The organism is uncultured Salegentibacter sp. (assembly GCF_963972535.1).
In the GTDB taxonomy this organism is placed as follows: domain Bacteria; phylum Bacteroidota; class Bacteroidia; order Flavobacteriales; family Flavobacteriaceae; genus Salegentibacter.
The window spans coordinates 36,127-49,158 of sequence record NZ_CAXAVR010000009.1; the positions used below are offsets into that span (position 1 = coordinate 36,127).

A 13,032-nucleotide genomic window follows, 5' to 3' on the forward strand; every position below is an offset into this window, starting at 1 on the left:
AACCAACTTTTATGTACAAATCTTCGATTAGGCCTCTGTTATTTCGATTTGATCCGGAATGGGTGCATCACTTCACTTTTAAGACTTTAAAAAAGCTTGGCAAAACTGCAGCTTTCAGAAATATTATAAAAAAGAAATTTCAGGTTGATGATCCGCGGTTAGAACGGGAGGTTTTCGGTTTAAAATTTAAAAATCCGGTGGGTCTTGCTGCTGGGTTTGATAAAGATGCAAAGCTTTTTCAGGAACTTTCAGATCTTGGATTTGGCTTTATTGAAATAGGAACAGTTACCCCAAAACCGCAACCGGGAAATGAAAAAAAACGACTTTTCAGGTTAAAAGAAGATAATGCGATTATTAACCGAATGGGTTTTAATAACGATGGCGTAGAAGCAGCTGTTAATCGTTTAAAAAAGAATAAAAATGTACTTATTGGCGGGAATATTGGGAAAAACAAAATCACGCCAAATGAAAATGCGGTAGAAGATTATAAAATATGTTTTGAGGCGCTTTACGATTATGTAAACTATTTTGTGGTGAATGTGAGTTCCCCGAATACGCCAAATTTACGTGAGTTGCAGGATAAAGAGCCCCTAACTAATTTGTTGAATACCCTGCAAAACTTAAATGCTAAAAAACCAAAGCAGAAACCTATTCTACTCAAAATAGCTCCAGATCTTACCGAGGCTCAACTTTTGGATATTATAGATATTGTAAAGGAGACAAAGATAGCCGGGGTAATTGCTACGAACACAACAATCTCTCGTGAAGGTTTGCAATCTGAAAATAAGAACGAAACCGGCGGACTAAGCGGCAAACCATTGAAGGATCGTGCAACTGAGGTAATTCGTTTTCTTTCAGAAAAAAGCAATAGGGCTTTTCCAATTATTGGGGTTGGGGGAATACATACTGCTGAAGACGCCCTTGAAAAACTTGATGCAGGTGCCAGTTTAGTGCAATTATATACCGGATTTATTTATGAAGGCCCGGGATTGATTAAAAAGATAAATCAAGCTATTTTAAGCAGAAAATAATTAATAAATGAAGAAATTCTACCTTACTTTTTTAGCCCTGGTTTTAATTAGCCTGGATGCTTATAGTTTTTCCGATGCTACCTCTCAAGTTCAGCATTCAGTTCTCATCAATGGAATTAGCTTTGGTACTGTAATAGCCGCAATCACTTCTTGGACTCGTAACCGGTCGGTTTTATTAATGGTTATACACGGGATTTTTAGCTGGTTTTATGTACTTTATTTTGTGTTGACGAGAAAGAAATCTGAAAGACGCTAAATTTTGTTAGAGCAACTTATTCCGTTTTTAACCGCTTCGGCGATCCTAACTATCTCTCCGGGACCAGATATTATTTACGTGATGGTTCAGGGAATGGCTAATGGTAAAAAGCATGGCTTTGTTACCGCTCTTGGTCTTGCAAGCGGAATTATAATTCATACCAACCTGGTCGCATTTGGGGTTTCAGCAATAATTAAAAATTCTGATACGCTTTTTTTTATCATCAAACTCTTTGGTGCAATTTACCTGCTATATCTTGCCTGGCAAGTTTTTAAGAGCGATCCGGAGATCGCCTATTCTGCGGAGGGAATTAAAGAGAAATCCTTATTTTCTCTTTATAAGCAGGGTTTTATAATGAATGTGCTTAACCCAAAAGTAACTATATTTTTTCTTGCTTTTTTTCCGGGTTTTCTTTGGGAACCAAACGGCAATACCGTGATACAATTCTATATTTTAGGTGCGTTCTTTATGCTTTTAACTGTTCTTATTTTTGGAAGTGTAGCCTTATTGGCAGGAAAAATCTCTAACTACCTTAAAAGGCATAAGCATTCCGGGATTGTATTGAAATGGCTGCAAATTGTAGTTTTTATTGGGATTGCAAGTTTTATACTCATTTAGAAGATTTTGATCGTATAGCCTTACAGGAAAATTAATAGTACCTTGTTTTCAATGCTATCAATTTAATAAAATGAATTATTTTGCATTGGTTTTTAAATATTCCTTAAAATACTATCTTTGGAGATATGGATAAAATCAAGCTTATCGAGTGTCCGCGAGACGCGATGCAGGGAATAAAAACCTTTATTCCTACGGAAAAAAAAGTACAGTATATTCAGTCTTTACTCCGTTGCGGATTTGATACCATAGATTTTGGCAGCTTTGTTTCTCCCAAAGCGATTCCGCAAATGGCTGATACTGCTGAGGTTTTATCCAAATTAGATCTTTCTACTACAAAAAGCAAACTGCTTGCTATCGTGGCGAATACCCGTGGGGCGCAAGATGCCTCGGTACATCCAGAAATTGATTATTTGGGTTATCCTTTTTCCATTTCTGAAAATTTCCAAATGCGTAATACGCATAAAACCATAGCCGAATCTGTTGAGATTTTAAGTGAAATCCTTGAGATCGCTGAAAACTCGAATAAGAAAGTGGTGGCTTATCTTTCAATGGGGTTTGGGAATCCTTATGGCGATCCCTGGGATGTGGAAATTGTAGGGGAGTGGACCGAAAAATTATCGGGAATGGGTGTGAAAATTCTTTCTTTATCTGATACTATTGGAACTTCTTCCCCGGATATTATTGAGTATTTATTTTCAAATTTGATTCCTAAATATCCTGAAATTGAATTTGGTGCGCATCTCCATACCACGCCCGCAAAATGGCACGAAAAAATTGATGCGGCTTACAAGGCCGGTTGCAGAAGATTTGACGGTGCAATTCAGGGGTTTGGGGGTTGCCCAATGGCTAAAGATGAGCTTACCGGTAATATGCCTTCAGAAAAAATGCTTTCTTACTTTAACTCCAAAAAGGCAGATTCCAATATTAAAATGACCAGTTTTGAGTCGGCTTTCAATGAAGCATCCAAAATTTTCAGCGTCTACCATTAATAGTGTTTATTTTAATTTTGATGACTATTAGAAAAAGCTATTTAAAATTAATCTAAATAAACTTGCCGTAAAGAAAATGGGTTTTTATATTTGCTGCTCTATAACTTTAATCAGTCTAAATAAAGCAATATGAAAAAGCTGTTTTTCTCAGCAATCTTAGGTGGGCTTACGCTTGCCTCTTGTTCATCTGATGATGATGTTACACCAGAAAATACGGAATTAGAAATTCCTGCAACCTACAATTTTGAAAGAGAAGGTGCTTCTACTGTAAGCTATTCTGGGCAAACTACGAGACTTCAAATGACTTCTAAAATTCTCTCTAAGTTTACCGATTTTGAAAATGGAAGTGAAGATCTTTTGCTTAATATGTTTGCAAATGAAAATGCTCCTTTTGAAAACGCAAGCCTTAACGAATCTTCTAAAAGTGTAAAATCTAAAGTAGCTGCTTCTAAATTGTATTTCTCAGCAAATACGGTTGAAAGTGCAGAAATAAAAAGTGATTTCGAATCATATATTACAGAGCAATTTACTGCGGTAAAAAATAATAGAAATGAGTTGGCTGAAGCTGGAATGGCGGGCCAGATCGCTCAGGGTGCAAGTGTTAGATATATAAATGAAAAAGGTTTGGAAATGAACCAGGCTTTTGCAAAAGGTTTAATCGGTGGCTTGTTGGCCGATCAGATATTGAATAACTACCTTTCTCAGGCAGTTTTGGATGAAGCTGATAATCGTGCGAACAATGATGCTGGTTTAGTTGAAGAAGGAAAAGCTTATACTACCATGGAACACAAATGGGATGAAGCTTATGGATATCTTTATGGCGATCCTTCTATCCCGGCTGAAGATCCTAATTCAGTTTTAAACGATAATAATGACGCACTGTTATTTAAATATATGGGTAGCGTAGATGGTGATAGTGATTTTGAAGGTATTGCAGAAGAGACTTTTGAGGCCTTTAAAACCGGTAGAGCTGCAATTGTTGCGGGAGATTATCAAACCCGTGATGAACAAGTGGAAATTATTCGTGAGAATATTTCAACGCTTATCGCTGTTAGAGCGATATATTATCTGCAGGCCGGTAAAAATCAATTGGCAAATGAGGAGTATGGAGCTGCATTTCATTCCCTTTCTGAAGGTTACGGTTTTATTTATAGTCTTAGGTTTACTCATAACCCAGAGACTGGCGCACCATATATTTCTGCTGGAAATGTAGAGAATTATTTGGAACAGTTAATGAATGGAAACGGTTTTTGGGAGGTAACTCCAGAAACCCTGGACAGTATTTCTGAAGAGATTGCTGCTCCTTTTGATTTTACTGTAGCAGATGTTTAATTAAAAAAATTAGCCGGAGTAAGACCTTGTCTGCTCCGGTTTTTAATATATATAGCTATGATTAAGATTTCAAAATTTTTATTGATTGCAACTTTATTATTTGCTGTTGCCTGTAGTACAGAAGATGATGGTGATAATGGAGGTGATTCTAATGGCGGCGACAATTTTGACAGAGGTGAAATGCTGGCAAATTGGGCAGATAATATTATTGTGCCTTCTTTTGTAGCTTTCCAGGAAGAAAGTCAGAAGTTGGAAGATATTGCAAAAGCTTTTGCTGAAAACCCCGGAGCTACCGAGCTAAATGTTCTTAGAGCGCAATACAAAGCAGCTTATCAGGAATTTCAAACCGTTGAAATGTTCCAGATAGGAAAAGCTGAGGAATTGAATTATCGCAGCTTCCTTAATACCTATCCTACAAAAACGGAAAATATTGAATCTAAAATAGCTTCTGGAAGTTATAATCTTGAGCTGCCATCAAATTTTGCAGAACAAGGATTTCCGGCTTTAGATTATTTACTGTATTCATACGGATCAACAGAAGAAACCATGGAAGTTTTCAATGCAAATCCAGAGTATATTAATTATATCATAGCAGTTGCCGAAAGGATAAATGCTTTAACTACTGAAGTTACATCTTCCTGGGAAGGTGATTATAGAAATACTTTTGTAAATAATACGAGCTCTTCAAGTACAGGTTCTGTAGACCGGTTTACCAATGATTATGTAATGTATTTTGAGAAGATCCTTAGATCTGGAAAAATTGGTTATCCTGCCGGTGCTTTCACCGGTTCTCCTTCCCCGACAAATGTAGAAGCTCTTTATGCCGGTGATATTTCAAAAAACCTGTATTTACAAGCTTTAGATAGTTTTGAAGATTTCTATTACGGCGTTAAAATTAATGGAGGCGAAAATGGTCCCAGTTACTATCAGTATTTAAAATATCTGGAAGACGGGACAAATTCAGAAAGTATAACTGCTTCTATAGCTGATCAATTTTCAGCAATAAGAGCTCAAAGTTCAGAATTGGATAGCAATCTGAAATCGCAAGTAGAATCAGATAATTCTAAGATGTTAGCTGCTTTTGATGAACTTCAAAAAGAAGTGGTTCTTCTGAAAGTAGATATGATGCAGGCACTTTCTATTAGCGTAGATTATGTAGATTCTGACGGAGATTAAATAGTTGATGCAACTTTCTCTGAGCAAATATCTAAAAAAGACTACGGAAGCCGCCCCTTTGGCGGTTTTTCGTTTGTTTTTTGGTATTATGATGTTTGCCAGTATAGTTCGATTCTGGCTAAATGGCTGGATCGAAAAATTATATATCGCCCCAAAATTCTTCTTTTCTTATTATGGATTTGAATGGGTGAAACCCCTTGGGGATTTCACTTATTTGCTTTTTATACTTTGTGGTATTGCTGCACTAATGGTGGCTGCAGGTTATAAGTACCGCCTCGCAATTATCCTTTTTTTCCTCAGTTTCACCTATATCGAGCTGATGGATAAAACCACTTATCTAAATCATTACTACTTCATCAGTATTCTCAGTTTTCTGATGATTTTCTTACCGGCAAATGCCTATTTTTCTATTGATGCCTGGCGAAATCCCGCCAGGGCTTTTCAAAAGATACCGCAATGGTGTATAGATGCAATAAAACTGTTGCTGGGAATTGTGTATTTCTATGCAGGACTTGCAAAAATTAATTCAGATTGGCTTTTTAGGGCTATGCCTTTAAAAATATGGCTGCCATCTAAATACGATCTTCCTTTGCTGGGAGATCTAATGCAGCAGGAATGGGTGCATTATGCATTTAGCTGGAGCGGTATGCTCTATGATCTCTTTATCCCTTTTCTTTTGCTTTGGAAAAGAACCCGCTTTGTTGCTTTTTTAATGGTGATTGTTTTCCATGTGCTAACACGTGTGCTTTTCCCAATAGGAATGTTTCCATTTATTATGATCGTTAGCGCATTGATCTTTTTTAGTCCGCAGGTTCACCATAAAATATTGAATTTTATATCGAAATGGTTCAGCATATCAAAGCAAAGATTTGATAATTTAAAAATCTATCAATTTTCAGGAATAAAGAAAAAAGTTAGTATTGGAGTGCTTTCAGTCTTTTTTATTATTCAGCTTTTATTTCCGTGGAGGTATTTATTATATCCGGGAGAATTATTCTGGACTGAAGAAGGTTTTAGATTTTCCTGGAGGGTAATGCTTATGGAAAAAGCCGGCTACGCCCAGTTCAAAGTGGTAAATTCAGATACCGGAAATCGATTTTATGTAGATAATTCAGATTTCCTTACTCCTTTTCAAGAAAAACAAATGTCGTTTCAGCCGGATTTCATTCTTCAATATGCTCATTTTTTAGCCGATCATTTTGAAAAGGACGGTCACGAAAATATAGAAATCTATGTAGACAGTTATGTGGCTCTCAACGGAAGAAAGAGCACTCCTTATATAGACCCGGAAGTTAATTTGCTTAATTTCGCGGACTCTTTTAAACATAAAATATTCATTTTACCATTTGAAGATGAGATTAAAGGTCTTTAGTATATTATTCTTTTTGGGATCGTTCGTTTACGCCCAGCATACGTTTAGCGGAAAGGTGATTTCCGCAGAAACCGGGGAGCCCATTCCCAATGCTGAAGTTTGGAATAAAACGGAATCTGAAGTAACTGTAGCCAATGAAAATGGTGATTTTGAATTTACAGATATTAGCTCAGGCACTTATGAATTTGCTGTTTTTAGTTACGAATATGCCATCCTGGAAAAGCAAATAACTATAAATGGAGATCTTGAAATGGAATTTAGCCTTTCGCCTTTAGCTGAAAGTTTAAGCGAAGTGATGATCACCAATAGGAGGGAGCAGCTTTTCGCTTTAAGGAAACTTAGAAAAGTAGAGGGAACTGCGATCTATGCCGGGAAAAAAAGTGAGGTAGTAGTAATGGATAAAGTTTCCGGAAATCTTGCTGCAAATAATGCCAGGGAGATTTACAGCCAGGTGGTTGGTTTAAATATATACGATAATGGTGATGCAGGGCTTCAATTGAATATTGGTGGTCGTGGTCTTGATCCTAACAGAACCCAGAATTTTAATACCCGCCAGAACGGTTATGATATCTCTGCTGATGTACTTGGATATCCGGAAAGTTATTATACACCACCACCGGAAGCACTGAGAGAAATCCAGGTGGTTCGTGGTGCGGCGTCGCTGCAATATGGAACACAGTTTGGCGGACTCATTAATTTTAAATTTAAAGAACCTCCTCAGGATAAGAAACTGGAGTTGGTTTCCAGACAATCGGTTGGTTCCTATAATCTTTTTACCAGTTTTAATAGTTTGGCCGGTACTATTGGGAAATTCAGCTACTATACCTATTATAATTATAAATCGGGAGAAGGATTTAGGCCAAATTCAGAATATGATTCTAATAACTTCTTTTCTCATCTAGCCTGGGATTTTAACGATAGAACCAAGCTTAGTTTTGAATATACTTATCTAGATTACCTGGCTCAGCAACCCGGTGGTCTTACCGATGCACAGTTTTATGAAAACCCTGATTATAGCAATAGGGAAAGAAATTGGTTTGACGTAAATTGGAATCTTTATGCGTTAAAATTTGAGCACAGTTTTTCTGATAAAACAGACTTTAGCCTAAATGTTTTTGGCTTAGATGCTTCGCGAAAAGCTGTTGGTTTTAGAGAGAATAGAGTTTCACAGCCAGACGATCTTTCTGCACCACGGGAATTATTGGTAGACCATTTTTCTAACTGGGGAGCAGAGGCAAGGTTGCTAACCAGGTATAATTTCTTTGATGAAGAATCGGTTTTACTTGTTGGAAGTAAATATTACGATGCTAACAATTTTCAGAAACAAGGTCCAGGAACTACTTCAGCCAGGCCGGAATTTACATTTACAAACGATCAATTTCCAAATTACCCAAGGCAATCAGAATACAATTTCCCGAACAAAAACCTGGCGTTCTTTGGAGAGAACATTTTTAATCTAACGAATAAACTTTCTATTACACCCGGCTTCAGAATAGAATATATTAATACGCAGGCAAACGGTTCCTACAAAGAAATAATTCTAGATTTGGCCGATAATCCTCTGATCAATGAAACCAGGGAAGAGGAAAAAGACCTGGAAAGAAGCTTTGCGTTATTAGGCGTTGGAGCCAGTTATAACTTAGATGCTTCGAATGAGTTATATGGAAATTTTTCTCAGAATTATAGGTCGGTGACTTTTAGTGATATTAGGATAGTAAATCCCAGTTTTGTGGTAGATCCAAATATTTCAGAAGAAAAAGGTTTTACTTCAGACTTTGGAATTAGAGGAAGGCTGAAGAATTATTTGTCTTATGACGCCAGTATTTTCGGTTTATGGTATCAGGATAGAATTGGAGAAGTCCTGGGGGTTGAAGATGGCTTTATAGTAAGAAAACGCGGAAATATTGGAGATGCTTTTATCTATGGTGTAGAAACTTTTGCCGATTGGAATATTCGCAATACCTTTTTTGAACAAGCTGAAAATTACCGCTTAAATCTTTTTGTAAATACGGCTTTTACAAACTCTGAATATACTGCTTCTGGAGAAACTAATGTTGAAGGGAACCAGGTTGAATTTATTCCGTACGTGAACCTTAAAACAGGTTTGAATTTTGGGTACGCTAATTTCCTGGCCGGTTTCCAGTATACCTACCTATCAAAACAGTATACAGATGCTACGAATGCGCCGCAGGATATTAATGATAATCAGCGTGGAATAGAAGGAAGTATCCCGGCTTACGGTATTTTAGATTTTTCGGCTTCCTATAGTTTTGGGAAGTTTAAATTGGAAACCGGTGTGAACAATCTTTTAGATAACTCATATTTCACCAGGAGAGCTACTGGTTATCCAGGTCCCGGTATTATTCCGGCGCAACCAATTAGCTGGTATTCAAGTCTTCAGTTTAAGTTTTAAAGATTTTTTTCTGCTTAATTTATCTTAAACTCGCTCATAAGGCTGGATCACAAAAGAGATAATAAATTGAATGAAATTAGATGCGAGTTAAACCTGGAAAACTCCTCTATTTCAGTTTTTAACCGTATATTTGCACGCAATTAAATCTTTAATTGCTATGATCGCACACGAATCCAAAATCTTAGGAGAAGGCCTTACTTACGACGATGTATTGCTTGTTCCTGCTTATTCTGAAGTACTACCCCGAGAAGTAAGCATTCGCACAAAATTCACTAAAAATATTTCAATAAACGTTCCTATTGTTTCGGCAGCTATGGATACCGTAACCGAATCCAGGATGGCTATAGCTATGGCGCGTGAAGGTGGAATTGGTGTTTTGCATAAGAATATGACTGCCGAACAACAAGCGCTTAAAGTGCGAAAAGTGAAGAGAGCAGAAAGCGGAATGATTATAGATCCCGTGACCTTGCCAATCACAGCTAATGTGAGCGATGCAAAAGCGAGTATGCGCGAGCATAGTATAGGCGGAATCCCTATTGTAGATGAAGACGGGAAATTGTTGGGAATTGTAACAAACAGGGATTTGCGTTTTGAGAAAAATCTTAAGCGTCCAATTGCTGAGGTTATGACTTCTGAAAACTTGGTAACTGTTGCAGAAGGAACTTCCCTGGATCAGGCAGAAGATATTTTACAGGAATATAAGATTGAAAAACTTCCCGTAGTTAACGATAATAATAAATTGGTTGGGCTTATCACCTTTAGGGATATAACCAAACTTACTTTAAAGCCTAATGCTAATAAAGATAGCTTCGGAAGGCTTCGCGTAGCAGCCGCCGTTGGTGTAACTGCTGACGCTGTAGATCGTGCAGAAGCTTTGGTAAATGCAGGGGTAGATGCAATAATTATAGACACAGCGCACGGGCATACCAGGGGAGTGGTGACCGTTTTAAAAGATATTAAATCTAAATTCCCAGATTTGCAGGTGGTAGTAGGAAATATAGCTACTGCAGAAGCTGCAAAATATTTAGTTGAAGCCGGTGCAGATGCTGTTAAAGTAGGAATTGGACCAGGTTCTATTTGTACTACCAGGGTAGTTGCAGGGGTTGGATTTCCACAATTCTCAGCCGTGCTTGAAGTAGCCGCAGCCCTAAAAGGTAGTGGTGTTCCAGTTATTGCCGATGGTGGAATTCGTTACACAGGAGACATTCCAAAAGCATTAGCCGCAGGAGCCGATTGCGTGATGCTAGGTTCATTGCTTGCAGGAACTAAAGAATCTCCGGGGGAAACCATTATTTACGAAGGAAGAAAATTCAAATCTTATCGCGGGATGGGATCTGTAGAGGCGATGCAAAAAGGCTCTAAAGATCGTTATTTCCAGGATGTAGAAGATGATATTAAGAAATTAGTACCTGAAGGTATTGTTGGGCGTGTTCCATATAAAGGTGAACTTGAAGAAAGTATTCACCAGTTTGTTGGCGGTCTAAAAGCCGGAATGGGCTACTGTGGCGCTAAAGATGTAGAAACCTTAAAGGAGACTGCGAAATTCGTGAAAATCACCTCTTCTGGAATTAGTGAAGGGCATCCGCATGATGTTACCATTACTAATGAATCACCTAATTACAGCAGGTAAACTTATTGCCTTATAAATTGAAAAGCCCTCTCAGGTTTTATAATCTGAGAGGGCTTTTTTAAATACGTCACCCTGAATTTATTACAGGATCTAATTTCTTGCTATTCTTCTTCAGCTGCAACAGGAATTTCAATTCCCATTTTATTCATTACTTTTTCGGTAATATCATATTCTTCTGCAGAGAAAGCAATGCTGTTTCCGCCGGCGTGTAGAATTTGAGTAAATCCTTCTTCGTCTATTACAGCTCGCATGGCAGCGTCAATTTTTTTATAAAGTGGATTAGTAAGCTCATTTCTGCGCATTTGCATCATTAACTGGGCTCTTTGTCTAAACTGCTTGATCTGGTTCTCAAGTTCAATAATTTTAGACTCACTTTCCTGGCGTGCTTCTGCAGCAAGGCTTTCGGCATTAGCCTGGTAAGTTTTTACCAGGGTGTCGTATTGCTTAACATTGGCCTGGAAATCTTGTTGTAATTCCTTGTCATAGGTTTCTAATCCTTTGTTTACAGCTTCCATTTGGGGCATTTGTGAAAGAATGTAATCGGTGTCTATAGTTCCTACTTTGGTTTGTGCGCTTGCAAAAATGCTAAAAGTTAAAAAGGCAATTAATAAACTGCTTCGTATCATGATTAAATTGTTTTTGGCAAATATAATAGCAGCTTTTAATTATTCATATTAAATCTTAAAACTATTTCTTGTTTAAAACACTTTGGTCGTTTTCTACAAAATCTTTAAAATCTTTCATATACTGGTAAGATTGTTTTCTAAAGGCGCCAGGCATAAAGAGGCCCATTAATTTCATAAAACCGCTAAAATTAAATTCGTTGTGAGAAATCCAAAGTGTATGCCCTTCTGGAGTTTCCTCGAAAAAGTTTTCCTGAATATTGTAGACACCTTTTGCCGAATAGTTTGCGTGAAACTGCGCAGGAAGATCGTTTTTAACAATTTTTTCTTCCATTTCAATATCTCGCTTTCCCATCTTATATTTTAGCATATTCTTTGAACCTTCTTCTCCTAATTTTCCACTAATAGGTTCCATAGAAATAAACCCGCGTTGCCAATGTTTCATATTATCTGGATTGCTAAATTTTTCAACAACTTCTGTACGTGGCTTTATTATTTTAATTTCAGTGGTATATTTCATATTAATCAATTTTTAAAGAATTCAAAAAAAATACTTTTTAAACTTCATTTAAAGATACTTAAGATAAAACAATTATAATTTTTAACTAGCTGTAATCGTTTAAACATAAGCTTGTGGAACCTAAATGAATTCTTATTTTTGCTTACTGGCAAATTACAGGCGTTAAGTCATTTGAAAATGGTATGTAAATTGCTATCTCAATAACTGATGATTTTGAAGATATCACCTGTTTTTATATGTTTTCTGCTGGCTGGTTTTATGCTTGCGGGTTGCTCTTATCTTGAAAAAGAAGAAGATCGCACAGTTATAGTAAGGGTTAACGATGCTTATTTGTATGAAGAGGATATTAACGCGCTAATAAACGAAAATACTTCTCAGGAAGATAGCGCTATTATAGTTTCCAATTATATAAACCGCTGGGCCACGCAACAATTACTTATAGACAGGGCACAATTAAATCTTCCCGAAAGTCAACAAAGAGAGTTTAGAGATCTCATAGAAAATTATAAAAATGAACTTTATACGAGTGCTTACAAAGATGCGGTGGTAAGCAGGCAATTAGATAGTACTGTGCCAAAGGAGGAAATGGAAGCTTATTTTGAAGAAAATAAAGGTAATTTTAAGCTTACAGAAGATCTATTGAAATTAAGGTATGTAAGCCTTGCTGAAAATAACACCAATATAAATGAAATAAAATCTTACCTAACCAGCTTTGATGAGAAGGATAAGGAAGAGCTTGATAAACTTTCTCTTCAGTTTAAAAATTATTCTTTTAATGATTCGGTTTGGGTGAAGTTAAAAACGGTTTACGATAAAATCCCTGCTTTAACTATAGATCACAGGGGGAAACTCTTAAACAAATCTAATTTTCTTCAGGTAGAAGATTCATTAGGTGTATATTTGATCTATGTAAAAAATGTGTTGGAACGAGGGCAGGATGCTCCTTTTGAATATGCCGAACCAACTATAGAAAAGATTTTGCTTAACAAGCAAAAATTAAATTTGATAAAAGAACTTGAAAAAGATATTACAAAAGATGCAATTAAAAATGAACAATTTGAAATCTATAATT

General features: G+C 36.8%; 12 protein-coding genes. 10 read left to right on the forward strand and 2 right to left on the reverse strand.

What is annotated here, in order from left to right:
* The first annotated feature begins 11 nt into the window (after nucleotides 1-11).
* From AACZ30_RS02545 to guaB, 9 genes are all read left to right on the forward strand, one after another.
* Nucleotides 12-1,031, forward strand: coding sequence for a quinone-dependent dihydroorotate dehydrogenase (locus AACZ30_RS02545; RefSeq protein ID WP_339647613.1), 1,020 nt, complete (start codon nucleotides 12-14; stop codon nucleotides 1,029-1,031).
* A gap of 7 nt (nucleotides 1,032-1,038) precedes the next feature.
* Nucleotides 1,039-1,287 (forward strand): hypothetical protein, encoded by a 249-nt coding sequence (locus AACZ30_RS02550; protein WP_339647615.1) that lies wholly within the window; start codon nucleotides 1,039-1,041, stop codon nucleotides 1,285-1,287.
* A 3-nt stretch (nucleotides 1,288-1,290) separates the two neighbouring features.
* Nucleotides 1,291-1,905: a LysE family translocator gene (locus AACZ30_RS02555; protein WP_339647616.1), complete on the forward strand. Its 615-nt coding sequence runs from the start codon at nucleotides 1,291-1,293 to the stop codon at nucleotides 1,903-1,905.
* 125 nt (nucleotides 1,906-2,030) lie between these two features.
* Nucleotides 2,031-2,894 (forward strand): hydroxymethylglutaryl-CoA lyase, encoded by an 864-nt coding sequence (locus AACZ30_RS02560; protein WP_339647618.1) that lies wholly within the window; start codon nucleotides 2,031-2,033, stop codon nucleotides 2,892-2,894.
* Nucleotides 2,895-3,023: 129 nt separating this feature from the next.
* Entirely contained in the window at nucleotides 3,024-4,226 is a 1,203-nt protein-coding gene (locus AACZ30_RS02565; protein ID WP_339647620.1) for a DUF4856 domain-containing protein, read from the forward strand.
* Nucleotides 4,227-4,283: 57 nt separating this feature from the next.
* Nucleotides 4,284-5,402 (forward strand): imelysin family protein, encoded by a 1,119-nt coding sequence (locus AACZ30_RS02570; protein WP_339647622.1) that lies wholly within the window; start codon nucleotides 4,284-4,286, stop codon nucleotides 5,400-5,402.
* A gap of 7 nt (nucleotides 5,403-5,409) precedes the next feature.
* Nucleotides 5,410-6,774 carry an HTTM domain-containing protein gene (locus AACZ30_RS02575; protein ID WP_339647624.1) on the forward strand — a complete coding sequence of 455 codons (1,365 nt, stop codon included), beginning with the start codon at nucleotides 5,410-5,412 and terminating at the stop codon, nucleotides 6,772-6,774.
* Entirely contained in the window at nucleotides 6,755-9,187 is a 2,433-nt protein-coding gene (locus AACZ30_RS02580; RefSeq protein ID WP_339647626.1) for a TonB-dependent receptor, read from the forward strand. Before AACZ30_RS02575 ends, AACZ30_RS02580 begins: the two co-directional genes overlap by 20 nt.
* A gap of 157 nt (nucleotides 9,188-9,344) precedes the next feature.
* The gene (gene guaB, locus AACZ30_RS02585) at nucleotides 9,345-10,817 is read left to right on the forward strand and encodes an IMP dehydrogenase (RefSeq protein WP_339647628.1); all 1,473 of its coding nucleotides are present in this window, start codon (nucleotides 9,345-9,347) and stop codon (nucleotides 10,815-10,817) included.
* A gap of 101 nt (nucleotides 10,818-10,918) precedes the next feature.
* Here guaB and AACZ30_RS02590 read toward each other — a convergent pair whose 3' ends face one another.
* Both AACZ30_RS02590 and AACZ30_RS02595 read right to left on the reverse strand, forming a co-directional pair.
* A complete protein-coding gene (locus tag AACZ30_RS02590) occupies nucleotides 10,919-11,443 on the reverse strand; it encodes an OmpH family outer membrane protein (protein ID WP_339647630.1) in 525 nt (174 codons plus the stop codon).
* A 61-nt stretch (nucleotides 11,444-11,504) separates the two neighbouring features.
* Nucleotides 11,505-11,960, reverse strand: a complete 456-nt coding sequence (locus tag AACZ30_RS02595; protein ID WP_339647632.1) for an SRPBCC family protein — start codon at nucleotides 11,958-11,960, stop codon at nucleotides 11,505-11,507.
* A 213-nt stretch (nucleotides 11,961-12,173) separates the two neighbouring features.
* Between AACZ30_RS02595 and AACZ30_RS02600 the strand changes: the two genes are divergently transcribed.
* Nucleotides 12,174-13,032, forward strand: an 859-nt coding sequence (locus AACZ30_RS02600) for a peptidyl-prolyl cis-trans isomerase (RefSeq protein ID WP_339647634.1), incomplete at its 3' end; no start/stop codon positions are given.

Bases quoted from the DNA above. Each gene is read 5' to 3' on its own strand.
- AACZ30_RS02560 (WP_339647618.1), top strand. From the start codon at position 2,031: ATGGATAAAATCAAGCTTATCGAGTGTCCGCGAGACGCGATGCAGGGA.
- AACZ30_RS02570 (WP_339647622.1), top strand. From the start codon at position 4,284: ATGATTAAGATTTCAAAATTTTTATTGATTGCAACTTTATTATTTGCT.
- AACZ30_RS02595 (WP_339647632.1), bottom strand. From the start codon at position 11,960: ATGAAATATACCACTGAAATTAAAATAATAAAGCCACGTACAGAAGTT.
- AACZ30_RS02580 (WP_339647626.1), top strand. From the start codon at position 6,755: ATGAGATTAAAGGTCTTTAGTATATTATTCTTTTTGGGATCGTTCGTT.
- AACZ30_RS02575 (WP_339647624.1), top strand. From the start codon at position 5,410: ATGCAACTTTCTCTGAGCAAATATCTAAAAAAGACTACGGAAGCCGCC.
- AACZ30_RS02565 (WP_339647620.1), top strand. From the start codon at position 3,024: ATGAAAAAGCTGTTTTTCTCAGCAATCTTAGGTGGGCTTACGCTTGCC.
- AACZ30_RS02545 (WP_339647613.1), top strand. From the start codon at position 12: ATGTACAAATCTTCGATTAGGCCTCTGTTATTTCGATTTGATCCGGAA.
- AACZ30_RS02550 (WP_339647615.1), top strand. From the start codon at position 1,039: ATGAAGAAATTCTACCTTACTTTTTTAGCCCTGGTTTTAATTAGCCTG.
- guaB (WP_339647628.1), top strand. From the start codon at position 9,345: ATGATCGCACACGAATCCAAAATCTTAGGAGAAGGCCTTACTTACGAC.
- AACZ30_RS02590 (WP_339647630.1), bottom strand. From the start codon at position 11,443: ATGATACGAAGCAGTTTATTAATTGCCTTTTTAACTTTTAGCATTTTT.